Source organism: Bacillus sp. BS3(2021) (assembly GCF_021043345.1).
Taxonomy (GTDB): Bacteria; Bacillota; Bacilli; order Bacillales; family Bacillaceae; genus Bacillus; species Bacillus paralicheniformis.
The window spans coordinates 54,159-70,551 of the sequence record NZ_JAJNDM010000004.1 but is presented as its reverse complement, the minus strand read 5'-3'; the positions used below and the strand labels follow the sequence as shown (position 1 = coordinate 70,551).

Sequence of the window (16,393 nt, the reverse complement as noted above, 5' to 3'; positions counted from 1 at the left end):
GAAGACATGAAGCTTATCACTTTGACGGAATACTGCATGTTTATTTTTTTCGCAGGGGTTTATCTTGCCGTAACCGGCTTTACAGCACGGGATGTGGGCCTTTACATCGGGATTGCCATGATTTACGTGTTCGTTCATATCGCGGCGAAACGAATGCTGTCAAAAAGGGGAAAAGAAGCCGCGGAAATCAGAATCTTATACAGCGTTCTTCTGATTATGGCCTCTGTGTTCGTTACCGTACTGTTTATCGCAGTACTGGCATCATTATCCGCATAAATCAAGCAAAAATGCCTGATTGTCCAAATGGACATCAGGCATTTTTCAGTCTGTTTTTCGGATTTCGTTGAACGGGAAAAACACAAATTGTGAAGTCCCGGCCACTCGTTTTTTATCGATCAGTCCGAGTCCGTTCCGGCTGTCCATCGATCTCTGGCGATTGTCTCCCATCACGAAATACTTGCCTTCCGGAACCTTCACAGGGCCGAAATCGCCCGTCAGTTTGACGCCGACTGCTTCCGCCTCTTTTCTGTTTTCCGAAAGATACGGCTCAGACACCTTTTTCCCGTTTATGTACAGCGTGTCGTCTTTCATTTGCACGGTATCTCCCGGCAGGCCGATCAAGCGCTTCACATAATGGACATTTTTTTCATCGCCGTCGATAATGACGATATCTCCCCGCTTAAATTCGCCTACGTATTTAACCGTTTTATAGACGAACAGCCGCTCTCCGTCGTGCAGCGTCGGATCCATTGATGTACCTTCGACTAAATACGGTTCGAATAAAAATGCCCTGATCAATAACGCCAGAACGACTGCGATAATAATGGCTTTTACCCATTCAAAGAGAGAGTTTTTATTTTGGGTGGATTTTTCTTCAGTCAAAACGCTTCCTCCTAAAAACAGTCTGTCACAGCATACATGCAAAATAAAGCTTTCCTATACTTTATCACAAGTTCCTGCCGAATACATAATTCCCGCGTTCACTTCCGGCAAAAACGGTAAAAAAGAAAGTGCCACACAGGGATTACTGTGGCACTTTCAGCACTTATTTTTCAGTTGGAACCGGCTTTTTCAAGATGCCGAGAATGAGAGCCGTCACAACCGCACCAATCAAGATACTGAGGAGATACAGCAGCGCATGGTTCGTCGTAAAGAAGAGAACGAATATTCCGCCATGCGGCGCTTGCAGTGTGACATGGAAAAATTGAGACAAACCTCCGGCAACTGCTGATCCGATGATAGAAGCAGGAATGACGCGCGCCGGATCGGCTGCCGCAAAAGGAATCGCACCTTCAGTAATAAATGACAAGCCCATCACGTAGTTGGTAATTCCGGCTTCGCGATCCCGTTTTGAAAATTTATTTTTAAAGAAAGTCGTTGCAAGGGCAATTCCAAGCGGAGGCACCATACCGCCCGCCATGATCGCTGCGTGAGGTCCAAAGTTTCCAGCTTCAATCATCGCGATACCGAATGTGAAGGCCGCTTTGTTGATCGGACCGCCCATATCAATCGCCATCATACCGCCTAAAACAATACCCATTACAACAAGGTTTCCTGTTCCAAGACCTTCAAGCCAATGTGTCATGCCATCCATAATATACTTGACAGGCGTATTGACAACATAATGCATGATGATTCCGGTCAAGAATATTCCAAACAACGGATAAAGAAGGACAGGTTTTAATCCGTCAAGCACTTGCGGCAGACCAGCGAACACTTTTTTCAATAGGACAACAATATAACCAGCCAAGAAACCGGCAATCAGTCCGCCTAAGAAACCGGCGCCGGCTTGCGTCGCCATGAAACCTCCGACCATACCAGGCGCAAACCCCGGACGATCCGCGATGCTCATCGCGATAAATCCTGCCAATACAGCGACAATTAATCCAAGTGCTTGAGTTCCGCCTATAGTATTTAATACAGCTGCAAACTCATTATAAGTGGGATCTCCCGGTTTGGTCGCGTTAATTCCCCAGAAGAATGAAACCGCAACTAAGATCCCGCCCCCGACGACGAATGGCAGCATGTTGCTGACACCGCTCATCAAGTGTTTGTAGAAACCGCCGCCTTTTCCTTTGGCAGCTCCGTCTTCAGAAGCAGATGCAGATGCACCGCCGCCTTTACCCTGATAGATAGGCGCGTCTTGTTTCAGCGCCTGCTCAATCAGCTCTTTCGGACGTCTGATTCCTGCTGTTACAGGTACTTCAATGACATGTTTGCCTTGAAAGCGATCCATTTCAACCTGCTTATCGGCGGCGACGATGATCGCAACCGCATCTTCGATTTCCTGCGCTGTCAGACCATTTTTAATACCGCTTGAACCGTTCGTTTCAACTTTGATATCAACGCCGAGCTCTTTCGCTTTTTCTTTCAAAGCATCGGCAGCCATGAACGTGTGGGCGATCCCTGTCGGACATGCTGTAACCGCAAGGATTTTTCCTTTTGCTGATGGTGCAGATGCTTCTTCGGCCTGCTCTTCTTCTTCATCATCTTTATCATGCTGATTGATGATGTCGATGATTTCGTCTTCGGATGAAGCTTCAAGCAGCTGTTTGCGAATCTCTTCCCTCATAAGCAAAGTCGACAGTCTTGACAATGCTTCCAAGTGAGTGTTATTCGCGCCGTCTGTAGCAGCGATCATGAAAACGAGATGGCTTGGCTGGCCGTCAAGGGATTCATAATCGACGCCGTCTTTTGAACGGCCGAACGCGATCGCAGGCTCTTTAACGCTTGCCGTTTTCGCATGAGGGATGGCGATGCCTTCGCCGATACCGGTGGAACTTTGTTTCTCACGGTTGATCACGGCTTCTTTGTAGCCTTCTTTATCATTCAACTTGCCCGCCTGATCCAAAACGCTGACGAGTTCTTCGATAACGTTTTCTTTCTGGCTGCTCTCAAGGTTTAACTTGATCGTATGCTTCGTTAGTAGCTCTGTTATTTTCATAACCTTTCCTCCTTTAAATCGCTTTGACTTGAACTTCCGGAAGCAGCTTGTGAACGAGCTCTTCCGTTCCCAGCTCCTCTGAAAAGGCGGTTGCGCTTCCTGACGCGACACCTAAGCGAAAAGCTTCTTTGATGTCGAGCTGTTTTTCAATGCCTGCGAGAAAGCCTGCAACCACTGAATCTCCGGCGCCGACTGAGTTCACGAGCTTTCCTTTAGGTACGTTGGCATGGTAGACGCCGTCTTTTGTAAATAAAAGTGCGCCTTCCCCAGCCATGGAAACGATCGCGTTTTCGGCCCCGCGTTCAACGAGTTTCTTACCGTAAGGCACCGCTTCTTCCGCTGAAGTGATGGTTGTCCCAAACATTTCACCGAGCTCGTGATGGTTCGGTTTCATTAAAAGCGGCTTCATTTCTGCTGCTTTTAGGAGTGCCTCACCCGAAATATCAACGACAACCCGGACATTTTGCTCTTCACACTTTTCTGCAATCTTTTCATAGGTGTCCTGCGGCAATGAAGAAGGAATGCTGCCAGCCAATACGACAATGTCCCCTTCTTTCATCGCTGAAAACTGGTCTAAAAAGGCCGCGAAATCTTCTTGGCTGATGACGGGCCCCTGCCCGTTGATTTCCGTCTCATCCCCGGTCTTCAATTTGACATTGATGCGCGTGTCTCCATTCACCTCATGAAAAGCCGTTTCAAGCTTCTCTTCTTCGAGAAATGATTTGATGTACCCCCCGGTAAAACCGCCGATAAAACCGAGAACTTTAGAAGGTACATGGTGTCTGTTCAGTACGCGTGAGACATTGATTCCTTTGCCTCCGGGATATTTCGTGTCATAGACTGAACGATTCAGCCCTCCTACGGAAAATTCTTCAACGTGAACAATATAGTCGACCGATGGGTTGAGAGTTACAGTGTATATCATGTTTTCACTACCTTTACGACAGTTTTTTCTTGATAGTTATCAAATGAATGTTTTGCAGATCCTGCTGTAATGATAGTTGCTTCGTCTAAACCGGCAAAGGCAGAAAATGAAATTTCCCCAAACTTGGAAACGTCAGCTAAAATAAATGCTTTTTTCGCCTGGTTGACAGCTTTTGTTTTCAAAAGCGCTTCTTCAGGATCCGGAGTCGTAAATCCCGCTTCTTTATGAATGCCGTTGACGCCGATGAAGCTTTTGTCAAACCGGTATTGGCTGATGGCTGATAAAGCCGAACCGCCCACGATTGCTCCGGTTTTATACTTCACATACCCGCCTAATAAATAAAAAGTAATGCCTTTTTTACCTAATGCCTCAATGTGCATGACTCCATTTGTGACCACGATAATATCCATCTCCGGATCGATAAAATCGATCATTTGCAATGTGGTCGTTCCGGCATCAAGGTAGATACAATCGCCTTCTTCAAGAAGTGAGGCCGCTTCTTGAGCGATTTTTCTCTTTTCATGAAGGTTTTTGGATGATTTCTCTAGCATGTCAGGCTCTGTACGAATATCGGAAAGCCTCGATGCCCCTCCATGAACACGCTTTAAATATCCGCGGGCTTCCAGCGTCGACAAATCTCTTCTGATCGTTGACTCAGATGCGTTCGTTAAATTCATTAAGTACTGGATTTTCACGACATCATGCTTTTCAATCTCGTCAATAATCAGCTGATGCCGTTCGGGAGTCAACACATTATCACCCCTTTTGGAAACGCCTTCATTTAGCTTACAATTACATTGTAAACGCTTTTTCGACATAACTCAACAAAAATCTTTCAAATTCATTCAATAACCATCAAAATCTTTCACATTTTAACATATTATCGTGATATGTACCGTTTGTAAACTGTATAAACTATAAAAATCCGCAAAAATATGTGACATTATTATTATCTATTCCTTCAAACACCATTCAGAAAAACCTCATGCTCGCCGCATGAGGTTTTACAATAATGCATCAGCCTAATGAACGTTCTAAAAATACTTGCCATAAGCCTAATAAATAAGACAACATCAGCATCATAATAAATATGACGAAAACGCCGATCCAAGCCGCCCGCTTTGAAGCGCCCGCTGCTTTTTGCAGTCCTACCGCCACCAGCACATACGCCCAGATTGTAAAAACATCAAACATCTCCAGGACGCTCAGAAGAGGCTCCTCGGCCGGAATATATCCATCAAGAGATGAGAACGAAAACGCGATCTCAGAATTCGAAGCATAATACACCAAACCGATGATGACGTCTCTGATAACAGGTACAAATGTGGCAAAGACAGACAGAGACACCATGCAGGCAAAATTGGTGTTTCCGCCGCCTATTTTAGCAATCAGCCACAATACTAAAGCGCTGAGCACGAAGAATATGACAGACTGAAAAACATTACGGGCGGCCTCTAGTCCAGGATCTATATCCAAACCAAGAAACTCACTTAGTTCCCAACAAACAAGATAAACGGAAAAGGCGGATAACGCCAGCACGATGATCATCGGCAGCCAAATTGCGGGCCTTTCTCTCATTCTTTCAAACTGACGGACAGGGCTCGTGATGATACCGAACAGTGACGGTTTTTTTACTTGAGTTGCTGTTTCTATATTGGCTTCCACTCTAAAATTCCTCCTGTAATACCTCTTTCATAACATAATGATCAATTTTTCAGCACTTTTAAGTCTATCATTAATGTAAGAAGTGTATTTTTAAATTTAGTTTAATTTTCGCATACAAAAAAACCGCCTCTAAAGGCGGTTTCAGCGTGTCGACAAACTCTCGCATTCGTTGTCAGGCCTGCTAAGTCGATGCTCATGAGTAGGAGCGGGTGTTTCAAAGTGACGCTTATCGGCTGACGGCTATATGCCGCTTTACTCATACCTCAATGCATCAATCGGATGAAGGCGGGCCGCTTTATTGGCCGGGATGAGGCCAAAGATAACCCCGATCGCCATGCTGAACAGGACGCCTCCGAGGACCACCTGCCAGGAAACGAGCGGCGGCCAACCGGCAAAAAACGAAACTAGGGCGGCTCCGCCGTATCCGAGGCCGATGCCAAACACCCCGCCAATCAGCGTGATCAAAGACGATTCTATTAAAAATTGCATCAAAATCTGGCCTCTTGTTGCACCAAGCGATTTTCGAATCCCGATTTCCCTCGTCCGTTCCGTGACCGACACCAGCATAATATTCATGACGCCGATCCCGCCAACGAGTAAAGATATGCCTGCAATTGATCCGATGAACATCGTCATAATTGTTGTAATCTGGCTGATTCCGGCCGCTATGGCCTCCATGTTCATCACTTCATACGAGTCCGTGGTGCCGTGATTGTTGTTGACGGCCGCGGCAGCCTGCTTTCCGACGGCTTGCAGATGGTCGGCAGATTCAGCTTGAACGGAGACAGAGTCATAGTCGCTGATGCCGAAGGACGATTTTAACATTGAAAACGGAACATACATCTCATTCATCCCCAACGCAAGCAGCCCGGCTTCTTCTTTTAATACGCCGATGATTTCAACGGGCTGGCCATTGATCCATACGACGCGGCCGAGAGGCGACTGCTGAGAAAAAAGTTCCTCCGCAAGTTTCGGCGAAACGACGGCGACCCTGCTTCCGGCATTGTAATCCTCTTCTGAAAACTCCCTTCCCTTTTCGACTTCCATCGAGTTGATGCTGATATATCCGTCATTAATGCCGTTTACAGCGGCATCCGTTTTTTCATCCCGGAAGCGGACATTCATAGACTCGGTAGTTTTCGCAACGACATGCTTCACACCTTCGAGTGACTTTAAACTTCTGATGTCTTCTTCGGTGAAGCCGGCGTCTAAATAGGCGTTGGGATTGGCCGTTAATTCTTCATTGCTGGGCTGATAATAGATTTCGACCGTGTTGCCGGGCCCGCTGATCGTCTGCTTGAGCATCTGCTCTCCTCCTTGCCCCGCTGCAACAACGACAATAACAGAGCCTACACCGATAATGATTCCGAGCATTGTTAAAATCGATCGCAGTTTATGGGAAAGGATGGAACTTAACGCCATTCTCAAGTTTTCGATGAGATTCATTGCACCGTCCCCCTCCGCTCTGTTTCCGGCGAGACGATCACACCGTCCCTCACCATGATGATCCGGCTTGTATAATCTGCAATCTCCGGTTCGTGGGTGACGAGCACCACCGTCGTTCCTTCCTCATTCAATTCGGTGAATTGCTCCATGATGTCCCGGCTTGTTTTCGTATCGAGCGCTCCGGTCGGTTCATCGGCCAATATCAGCTTCGGTTCATTGACGATCGCTCTTGCGATGGCTACACGCTGTTTTTGGCCGCCGGAAAGCTCGTTCGGCAAATGGCGCATTCTGTCCTTGAGCCCGACTTTTTCAAGCGCCCGTTCGGCCCGCTCCCGCCGCTCTTTTCTTGGAATGCCGGAGTAGATCATCGGAAGCTCCACATTCTTTATGGCATTCAGTCTCGGCAGAAGCTGAAACTGCTGAAAAACAAAACCGATTAAACGGTTTCTGACGCCGGCAAGCTCCCTTTCACCATATGATGAAATATCCTCGCCGTCCAGCCTGTAAATACCCGATGTCGGGCGGTCAAGACAGCCGATAATGTTCATGATTGTCGATTTTCCAGAACCGGAAGGCCCCATGATGGACAGATATTCACCCGGCTCAATTTTCATATTGATCTCCCTGAGAACATCAATGGTTTCCCCTCCGATTTGGTAGCTTTTTTTCACGCGGGAAAGCTCAATCATTGAAGCTTCACTTCCGTTCCGCTTTTCATGTCCTCGGCCGGGTTTGCGATAACCCGATCATTGTTCGTCAGACCGCCGGTAATTTCAACGACGCCATCTGCTTTCTCGCCGGTTTTGACATTGATCCGTTTCGCCTTTCCGTCTCTGACGGCATACACGTATGATTGATCATCATCCTGCTTGACGGCATCTTCAGGAAGAGCCTGAATGGTTCTTTTGTCCGTCTGGATTTTGAGAATCATATTGAAGCCGGGCTTTGCTTTAGGACGCTCCCCTTTTATTTTGACTTCAAACGGATATTGAACAGCTTGTTCCTTTCCTCCCGCAGCACCTGCAGACGCCTCTTCTTCGGGAACCAATCCGACTTGAGAGATTCTGCCCCGCCACTCTTTATTTTGGATGACATCCGACGTGATGGTCACGTTCTGTCCCTTTTTCACTTTCAATGTGTCATACTCTGACAACACGCCTTTAACGACAAGCTTGTCCTCGTTACCTATATGTATAACCGGCTTTTGAATATCCGATTGCTTTAAGGCGGCTTGTTTATCAGCGGTGATCACTGTCCCGTCAATGCCGCTTTTTACTTGCAGCGCTGCAGATTTTTTCGCGAGCGTTTCCTTTTGCAGGTCGGCTTGTTTCAGCTCAAGCTGAAGCGATTTTTCTTCCATTTCAAGCTGGGACCGTTCGTCATCCATTTGCCTTTTGGCTTTTTCCGCTCCCAGCTCAGCCTTCAGCTCGTCTTCCTTGCTTTTTAGACTGCTGATTTTTCGCTTTACCTGTTCAAGCTGGAGTTCCTTCGATTGAATGGATAAAGCATTCTGTTCTTTTTCCAGGCGAATTTCTTCGTTCGTATAGGTGAAAAGCACATCTCCTTTTTTCACCTTGTCGCCTTCTTTTACTTTGATGTCGGCAATTTTCCCTTTTTCGGGTTCAAAATATTCGTATTGTTCGTTGGCAAACTTTAGGGCGCCCGGAACCATGACTTCAGAAGAAATCTCTTTCTCTTCCAATTTGACGGTTTGGACCGCTGTTTCAGCCCCTCCGCCCGTTTGCACCGAGCGGTAGAGGTTGAGTCCGATAAAAAGCGCAGCAGCCCCAACAATGATAATGCCGATCCATATTTTTTTCATTTACATTGCTCCTTCAAATGTATCGAAGAAATTCATCGCGATTCCGCCTGTTAAAGCGAGCAAAATGGAGATCACAAATAAAATGATCACACCGGTCCAAGCCGCTTTTTTGGAGATGCCCCCAACCTTTTGGAGACCCAGTGCAACCAGTGCGAGCGACCAGATGGTGAAAATATCAAATACACCTAATACCGATTTGAGCGGCTCGTCTGCCGGGATGATGCTGCTTAAAGACGTGATGGCGATCGTGGGATCAATATTTGAATAATAGATCACAAGCCCGCCTATGAATTGCCCGATAGCCGCAATAAAATATGTAAAAACAGACAGCGAAAACATGTGAACAAAATTGGTTGTTCCTCTTCCGATTTTGACAATCAGCCAATAGATTAAAGCGCTGATCAGCAAGGCAATCACAAAGCCGATGATCCCGCCGATGATCCCGCCGATGATCCCGATTCTCTTCATAGTGGCTTCAAATGTTTCATCATCTCCCGGCATTTCCGACAAATCGGTAGATAACATCGTTTTTTCGCTGAGCATATACGCGCCGGTAACCGACAATAATAAAACAATAACAAGCGGAAACCAGACAGCCGGCTTTTCTCTCATTCTCTCAAACTGTTCTCCGGGATGGGTAATCAATCCGAACAATGACGGATTTTTTACTTTTTCAGTTTCTAAATGCGTTTCCATATGTATCCCCCTTGAAAAATGAATTACCAGTTTATACGCAGAATCATCTAAAATGTTTCACCTCTGTTTTCTCAAAAAAACGCCCCGGCCGCATTTCAGAATATGCGGCCGCGGACGGTTTCAGTTTAGTTTCGCTGAAACATTTGATACTGCGCTTTCACCAGCTCATAATACATTCCACGTTTTTCGATTAATTCCTGGTGATTTCCTTCCTCTATTTTCCGGCCGTGGTCAAGAACCAGGATTTTATCCGCATCCCTTATCGTTGAAAGCCTGTGAGCGATCATAATAGCCGTTCTGCCATGGAGCAGGGTTTTCAATGCAGCCTGAATCTTGACTTCCGTTTCTGTGTCAATACTTGCGGTTGCTTCATCAAGGATCAGAATGCGAGGGTCTGCCAGGAGCGCCCTCGCGAATGAAATGAGCTGCCGCTCACCTGCCGATAATACATTGCCGCGTTCTTCCACTTCTGTGGCGTATCCATTCGGAAGCGCTGAAATAAACGAATCGGCCCCGACAGCTTTTGCTGCTTCGATCACTTCTTCATCGGCGGCATTCGGACGACCAAAACGAATATTTTCCATAATCGTTCCGGAAAAAATAAACGTATCCTGCAGCACGATGCTGATTTGCGAACGAAGATCGGAAAGCGAGATATCGGTAATCGGTATTCCGTCTACTTTGACAGTCCCGCCTGTTGCATCGTAAAACCTGCTGATCAGATTCGCGATCGTCGTCTTCCCTGATCCTGTATGTCCGACAAGCGCGAGCGATGTTCCCGCCGGCACCTCAAATGAAATGCTGTGCAGCGCCTTGCGATTCCCGTCATAAGAAAATTCCACCTGTTCAAATTCGATCCGGCCTTTTAATTCTTTAATTTTGACCGCATCTTCCTTGTCTGCCACACTCGGTTTTTCATCCAGAAATTCAAATATCCTCTCTGACGAAGCCATCCCCATCAACAGCTGGTTGTAGACTTGGCCGAGCCTTGAAATCGGCTCCCAGAACATTCCGAGATAGAAGGCGAATGAGACAAATACACCGATCGTAATCGTTTCATTGATGATTAAGCTTGTGCCGTACCAGATTAAAATGGCCGTCCCGACGGCGTTTGTCATTTCTACAAGCGGGCGGAATGTCGCATTTTTTTTCGTCGCTTCCCGCCAGGCTTCAAAGTTCTCGCTGTTGACGCCTTCAAAATACATCATATTCTCTTTTTCCTGCGTAAATGCCTGAGTGACCCGGATGCCTTGAATGCTTTCATTCAAATGGGAATTCAGTTTGGACTGCTTTAAGCGCACCTTTTGCCAGGATCGTCGGATTTTCCTTCTGAGATTGGTTGAAATGAAGAACATAACAGGCAGTGTCACCATGATGGCGATGGTCAGCTCAGGACTGAGCGAAAACAGAATGACGATAATACCGAAGAGGAGCAGGATATCCATCAATAAATTGATGACTCCGCTCGTAAATAATTCCTGCAGAGAATTGATGTCATTCATGATCCGGACAAGGATGGAACCTGCCGAACGCTCATCGAAAAAGCGATGCGACAGCCGCTGAACATGCGTAAATAAATGCTGTCTGAGATCATAAATGACATGCTGGCCAAGCTTGTTCATCCAGCGGATTCTCAACACATTGCTAACATAATTGACAAGATATAATCCACTGATGACGGAGATCAGAATCGCAAGAAGATTCATATCCCGGCCTGCGATTGCTTTGTCGAGCGCATAGACGCCGATCAAAATCGGCACCGTCAGCCGGATCGCCGCCGAGATCATGACCGTTAAAAAGGAGAGCGGCAGCAGATTTTTTCGGTAAGGCTTTAAATATTTGAGCAGCCTCCACATCTGCGCCCAGTTAAAAGGCTTTTCAATGATTTGGTCTGAAGTATAAAAAAACCGATTCATCAATGTTTGTTTTTTCGCCTGATTTTCCATAGCAAGAGCCTCCTATCCTGCAAAATGCGGCTCATTCAACACATTTTGATCTTTATACTGCAAATCAAAAATCCGTTTGTATAAACCGTTTTCTTCCAATAATTGTTCGTGTGTTCCCCTTTCCTTAACAACACCTTTATCGAGCACAAGAATTTCGTCGGCATGCTTTAAGGATGAGATTCTGTGAGCGATGATGAACGTCGTCCGATCCCGCATCACTTCCCGCAATGCAAGCTGAATACGGTGCTCCGTTTCCATGTCAACGGCACTCGTCGAATCATCGAGGATGAGAATGCCCGGGTTCAGACAAATCGCCCTCGCAATCGCGATTCGCTGTTTTTGGCCACCGGACAGTCCGAGCCCCCTCTCGCCGAGCATCGTATCGTATTGGTTCGGAAGCTCCATGATAAAATCGTGCGCCTGGGCTCTTTTCGCGCTTTCGATGATCTCTTCCATTGATGCATCAGGATTTCCATAAGATATGTTTGATCTGATCGTTGATGAAAATAAAAACGATTCCTGCGGGACGACGCCGATATTGGAGCGCAGCATTTTTAATGAGTAGTGTTCAAGCGGCTTGCCGTCGATCATGATCCGGCCGGATGTCGGCTCATAAAAGCGGCTCAGCAGTTGAATGATACTGCTCTTTCCTGACCCCGTCGCACCGATTAACCCGATCGTTTTGCCGCGCTCGGCTTGAAAAGACACTCCATGCAGTGCTTCAGCGTTTTCTTTTGTATATTGAAGGGAAACATCGCTGAATACGACATCGCCGTTCAGTCTGCCGTTTTTCACCGCATGTCCGCTGTCGGTGATTTCCTCTTTGGCATCAAGAATTTCCAGCAGCCGCTCTCCTGATGCTTTCGCTTGTGAAAACAGGTTGATGACATAACCGAGGTTCATGATCGGCCACATTAAGTAATTGACAAGACTGAAAAAAGCGACAAGCTCCCCCGGTTTTAAGCTGTTTTGCATCACGAGCCAGCCGCCGAACGACAACAGGGCAACGAGGCAAATATTGCCGATAAACTCCATCAGCGGAAAGAATTTAGACATGATAAACGAAGCGTTTAAGTTTTTATTTCGAAAATGGTCATTTGAATGAGTAAAGTTTTGAATCTCAAAATCTTCTTTTGATAAAGATTTAACGGTATTCATGCCGCTGATATTTTCCTGAACTTTCGTATTTAAACGGGCGAAAGATTTTCTTATGTTCCGAAAAGCCGGATGCACTTTTTTATCAAACCTGTAGACAACCGCTCCTAAAAACGGCAGAGAAGCAATCGTTACCAGAGTCAGCGGCACAGAATAAGAAAACATGACAGACAGACTGAAGGTGACAAGCAGGATAAAGCGAATCGCCTCAGCAAAACCGAAAGATAAAAAGAATCTGATGCCTTCGACGTCAGCCGTAAGCCTCGACATTAAATCTCCCGTTTTAGCGCTGTCATAATACTTGAACGGCAGACGCTGCAACTTCGCATACAGCTCTTTTCTTAACCGGTAGACCGAGCGGATTCCGAACATATCTCCAAGATACTGATGAAAAAAAGTAGCTGCGCCCTTCGCCGCCATGACAGCAATGAACCCGAGGCTGATCCATATGACCAAACCGTACCTTCCGCCGAGAATCACTTCATCAATTGTCATTTGCAGAATAATCGGGTAAACAACAGTGATCGCCGTCATCAGAAGCATCGACACAAGCGACCACAAGAACATTCTTTTATAAGGCCAATAAAAATCTTTTAGTTTTTTAAGGGACTCCATTTGCACCAGCACCTTTCCAATTCATGTAAAACAAGGACACATCATCTAATATATCGGTTTGCGAAATAAAATTCCACCGATTTTACAAAATTCAGACTTATTATGGAGTTTTCCTCCTTCTTCCGCTTGAAATAAATCTTTTTTAAAATGTGACAGTCAATAAAAAATAGTTTCTTGTTGGCAAAGGAAATTTTTTGATGAATGAAGGAAGATGATGTAAAATAATAGAAAATGTTATCAAATTATGAATGACGGAGTTGATTGCAATGGCGAAAAGAGAGGCTTTAAAAAAACAGCTTCTCCTCTTAGGTGAATTGGAACAAAAAATCTGGAAGGACTTCCGGAAAGAACGCGAAGGGATTTACGCAAGGTTAGGAGAACTTGACAGACAAATCCAGCGACATAGACGTTCCACTAAAGAGTATTATGCAGCACATTGCGTAGACATTATTAAACAGCAAAAAGGAAAAATTGTAACGACAAAAGAACTGAAAATGAAACTGAAAGAAAGAACCAATTTTAACGTTCACCGTATTAGTGAGCTTTATGACTTGATTCAAAAATTAGAACCAAACATTTCGAAAGAACGGCGCGGCTGTTTTATTTATCTGGAAAACGGTTCGAAAAAAAACGTCGGTCGGTAACAGGCTCTATGCCTGAACCGACCGACGTTCTCAACCTCCGCTGACCGGGGGAATAAGAGCAACCGTATCTCCAGACTTAACCTCACTGTTTCCTCTTCTGTACACTTCGTTGACAGCGATCATCGCTCGGTCCGTCCCCTGAAGATTGTAAGTTTCTTTTAAAAACTGTCTGATGTCGTCTGTTGTCGTTTTTTCTTCATCTATATCAACGCTCTGCGCACCCGCTTGTTCGGCAAGCTGGGCAAACAGTAAAATTTTAATCAAAGGTCAGCACCTCTTTTTCTGTCGGAAGCCGCTGCTTCCAAATCTGGTTTCCCTTCCGGGTATTCAGTTGTCTCAAGCTGGTCGCCGATCCAAGTCTCGCCGTCCTCCCAATGTTCTTTTTTCCAAATCGGCACAATTTGCTTTATCCTTTCGATCGCATATTCGTTCGCTTCATATGCCGCTTTCCGGTGAGGTGACGACACCGCGATCACCACGGCCGCGTCGGAGATGTCCAGCCTGCCGATGCGATGGGTAATCGCTGCAGCTGTACCAGGCCATTTTTCATTGATTTCTTTCCCGATCTGAGCAAGCATGCTGACCGCCATTGGAACATATGCTTCATATTCGAGATAGAGTGTCTTTTTTCCATTTGTCCATTCTCTCACTGTTCCAATAAACGTCGTGATGGCACCGGCTTCCCTTTTTTCAACTTTTTTGACGATATCTTCGATGACAATCGGCTCTTTTGTTATAACAAATCGTTCAGACAAACGCCTTCCTCCTTTAGATGATTCAGAATAAAAGCCACGGCGCTCGGGTCTTCAATATGAAAGGATGGAACATCCGTTTTCGGCTCGCTCTTTTGATAAATGACGGCGATGATGCCGTCCAATTCCTCCAAGAGCTGACAGTCCGCTTCGTTTCTGACCATGACAACTTTTTGATATGGCGCATGTTTAAATCCTTCGATGAGAAGACACTGAACCGCTAAAACGCCATAAGCGGCAATCAGTTGATCAAGCGTCCACTCGCCGCGCGCCCTCAGCTGAAAAACGCCTGCTCCTTCGACGCCGGACGCAGCCGCTCCAGCCCGAAAAAAGCGGTCGGAATCCTTTCCCTCGGCGAAAACATCCGGTTCTCCTCCATGTCCGTGGTGTTTCAGGCAGCCAATCTTGACTCCGAGCTGACCGAGCTTTTCCGCTAGTTTTTCAACGAACGTCGTTTTGCCGCTGTTTTGGTACCCTACGATCTGGAGGATTGGAAAATGTGCGGCCACAGCTCTTCACTTCCGTTCTCATCCCGGTATAACAGAACATGCACTCTTGCCCCGGCCTCATAGCCTCTCGTTCCGCCCGGCAAAACCATCAGCGCATTGGCATCTGCCAGCGACGTGACGGCGCTTGATTTATCCAGGCCGACAGGCTCCGCATGAAGCGCCCCGTCTTTAATGGATACAAACGAGCGGACAAATCTTGTAAACGGATTAGGCTTTGGAAAATCCTTGCTTAAAACCGCTTCTGCACATAAAGAATACGGCTTTTGATGATGCAGCCAGGTGTGGAGGGACGGCTTGACAAACAGCTCAAATCCAACGAAGCAGGCTGACGGGTTCCCGGAGAGCCCAAACAGCAATTTGCCGTTTAATTGAGCAACAGTCGTTACACTTCCCGGACGCATGGCCACTTTATTAAACAGGACCTCGGCCCCGAGCTTTTCGTAAATTGCCGGCAGAAAATCAAAGTCCCCTACGGACACCCCTCCGGTCGTAATCAGAAAATCCACCTTGTCCAAAGCTTTTTCCACCGCTGCAAAGCTTTCGTCAAATCGATCAGAAATCTTCCCTAAATAAAGGGGGGTTCCGCCTGCTTCTTCAACCTGGGCGGCCACCATGCCTGCATTGCTGTTGCGGATTTTTCCGGGAACGAGGGGATCGCTGACATTCAGGAGCTCCGTTCCGGTGGCAATGATGCCTACCACAGGCTTTTTGACTGCAGGTACCACTGCATATCCGAATGTTGCAAGCAAAGCGACAACACCCGGCGTGATCCGGGTTCCTTTCTTCACAAGCACTGATCCTTTTCTCGCATCTTCTCCGGTTTTTGAAATATTTTCTCCCGGCTCCAATGAGCGTTTTAACACCATATAGTTTTTACCGTCTTCTGAGTAGGTTTTCGTCAGCTCAAGCATGACTACCGCATCAGCGCCCTCCGGAATCTGCGCTCCGGTCATAATTCTGACAGCTTGAAAAGGACCGAGCGTTTTACCTGACACGGCTCCGGCTCCAATGTGATCAACCACCTCGAATTGCAGCGGATTTTCCCGTGAAGCACCGGCGGTATCGCAAGCTCGGACAGCAAAGCCGTCGTACGGCGAACGGTCAAAAGCGGGTACGTCGTGATCAGCCTTTACATCTTCGGCTAAAAGTCTATGGAGACTCTCCTCAAGATGGATCCACTCTGTATCTCCCTGCTTCCAGTGCCGAGAGACACGCGCAGCGGCTTCAAAAACTGGAATGGGCGTTCTTTTTTCAATCATTAAAAAAACCTCCTG

Annotated in this window: 17 protein-coding genes; 2 read left to right on the top strand and 15 right to left on the bottom strand. The window is 46.6% G+C overall.

Annotated features, from left to right (window positions below; translation table 11 throughout):
* Positions 1 to 6 precede the first annotated feature (6 nt).
* A complete protein-coding gene (locus LQ247_RS10410; RefSeq protein WP_020451229.1) occupies positions 7 to 276 on the top strand; it encodes a hypothetical protein in 270 nt (89 codons plus the stop codon).
* Between the two features lie 45 nt (positions 277 to 321).
* Here the strand turns inward: LQ247_RS10410 and lepB are convergent, their stop codons facing one another.
* From lepB to LQ247_RS10355, 11 genes are all read right to left on the bottom strand, one after another.
* Positions 322 to 882, bottom strand: coding sequence for a signal peptidase I (lepB, locus tag LQ247_RS10405; protein ID WP_020451228.1), 561 nt, complete (start codon positions 880 to 882; stop codon positions 322 to 324).
* 163 nt (positions 883 to 1,045) lie between these two features.
* A complete protein-coding gene (locus LQ247_RS10400; protein WP_020451227.1) occupies positions 1,046 to 2,944 on the bottom strand; it encodes a PTS fructose transporter subunit IIABC in 1,899 nt (632 codons plus the stop codon).
* A 13-nt stretch (positions 2,945 to 2,957) separates the two neighbouring features.
* Positions 2,958 to 3,869: a 1-phosphofructokinase gene (gene pfkB, locus LQ247_RS10395; protein ID WP_020451226.1), complete on the bottom strand. Its 912-nt coding sequence runs from the start codon at positions 3,867 to 3,869 to the stop codon at positions 2,958 to 2,960.
* Positions 3,866 to 4,621 carry a DeoR/GlpR family DNA-binding transcription regulator gene (locus tag LQ247_RS10390; RefSeq protein ID WP_020451225.1) on the bottom strand — a complete coding sequence of 252 codons (756 nt, stop codon included), beginning with the start codon at positions 4,619 to 4,621 and terminating at the stop codon, positions 3,866 to 3,868. Before LQ247_RS10390 ends, pfkB begins: the two co-directional genes overlap by 4 nt.
* A gap of 265 nt (positions 4,622 to 4,886) precedes the next feature.
* Positions 4,887 to 5,534: a Yip1 family protein gene (locus LQ247_RS10385; protein ID WP_020451224.1), complete on the bottom strand. Its 648-nt coding sequence runs from the start codon at positions 5,532 to 5,534 to the stop codon at positions 4,887 to 4,889.
* Between the two features lie 252 nt (positions 5,535 to 5,786).
* Positions 5,787 to 6,980 (bottom strand): ABC transporter permease, encoded by a 1,194-nt coding sequence (locus LQ247_RS10380; RefSeq protein WP_231006029.1) that lies wholly within the window; start codon positions 6,978 to 6,980, stop codon positions 5,787 to 5,789.
* Complete coding sequence (locus LQ247_RS10375) at positions 6,977 to 7,669, bottom strand: ABC transporter ATP-binding protein (RefSeq protein WP_020451222.1); 693 nt, start codon at positions 7,667 to 7,669, stop codon at positions 6,977 to 6,979. Before LQ247_RS10375 ends, LQ247_RS10380 begins: the two co-directional genes overlap by 4 nt.
* Positions 7,666 to 8,802, bottom strand: coding sequence for an efflux RND transporter periplasmic adaptor subunit (locus tag LQ247_RS10370; RefSeq protein WP_075213220.1), 1,137 nt, complete (start codon positions 8,800 to 8,802; stop codon positions 7,666 to 7,668). The genes LQ247_RS10375 and LQ247_RS10370 overlap by 4 nt, the downstream gene beginning before the upstream one ends.
* A complete protein-coding gene (locus LQ247_RS10365; RefSeq protein ID WP_231006027.1) occupies positions 8,803 to 9,498 on the bottom strand; it encodes a Yip1 family protein in 696 nt (231 codons plus the stop codon).
* A 125-nt stretch (positions 9,499 to 9,623) separates the two neighbouring features.
* Positions 9,624 to 11,444 carry an ABC transporter ATP-binding protein gene (locus tag LQ247_RS10360; protein WP_026579782.1) on the bottom strand — a complete coding sequence of 607 codons (1,821 nt, stop codon included), beginning with the start codon at positions 11,442 to 11,444 and terminating at the stop codon, positions 9,624 to 9,626.
* Between the two features lie 12 nt (positions 11,445 to 11,456).
* Entirely contained in the window at positions 11,457 to 13,214 is a 1,758-nt protein-coding gene (locus tag LQ247_RS10355) for an ABC transporter ATP-binding protein (RefSeq protein WP_023857282.1), read from the bottom strand.
* 266 nt (positions 13,215 to 13,480) lie between these two features.
* Between LQ247_RS10355 and LQ247_RS10350 the strand changes: the two genes are divergently transcribed.
* The gene (locus LQ247_RS10350) at positions 13,481 to 13,858 is read left to right on the top strand and encodes a Rok-like winged helix domain-containing protein (protein ID WP_020451217.1); all 378 of its coding nucleotides are present in this window, start codon (positions 13,481 to 13,483) and stop codon (positions 13,856 to 13,858) included.
* A gap of 30 nt (positions 13,859 to 13,888) precedes the next feature.
* Here the strand turns inward: LQ247_RS10350 and moaD are convergent, their stop codons facing one another.
* From moaD to LQ247_RS10330, 4 genes are read right to left on the bottom strand one after another with little or no spacing between them, the layout of a single operon-like run.
* Complete coding sequence (gene moaD / locus LQ247_RS10345) at positions 13,889 to 14,122, bottom strand: molybdopterin converting factor subunit 1 (protein ID WP_023857283.1); 234 nt, start codon at positions 14,120 to 14,122, stop codon at positions 13,889 to 13,891.
* Entirely contained in the window at positions 14,119 to 14,613 is a 495-nt protein-coding gene (locus LQ247_RS10340) for a molybdenum cofactor biosynthesis protein MoaE (protein WP_020451215.1), read from the bottom strand. Before LQ247_RS10340 ends, moaD begins: the two co-directional genes overlap by 4 nt.
* Positions 14,592 to 15,119: a molybdopterin-guanine dinucleotide biosynthesis protein B gene (mobB, locus tag LQ247_RS10335; RefSeq protein WP_020451214.1), complete on the bottom strand. Its 528-nt coding sequence runs from the start codon at positions 15,117 to 15,119 to the stop codon at positions 14,592 to 14,594. The genes LQ247_RS10340 and mobB overlap by 22 nt, the downstream gene beginning before the upstream one ends.
* Positions 15,086 to 16,378: a molybdopterin molybdotransferase MoeA gene (locus LQ247_RS10330; RefSeq protein ID WP_101560811.1), complete on the bottom strand. Its 1,293-nt coding sequence runs from the start codon at positions 16,376 to 16,378 to the stop codon at positions 15,086 to 15,088. The genes mobB and LQ247_RS10330 overlap by 34 nt, the downstream gene beginning before the upstream one ends.
* Positions 16,379 to 16,393 lie beyond the last annotated feature (15 nt).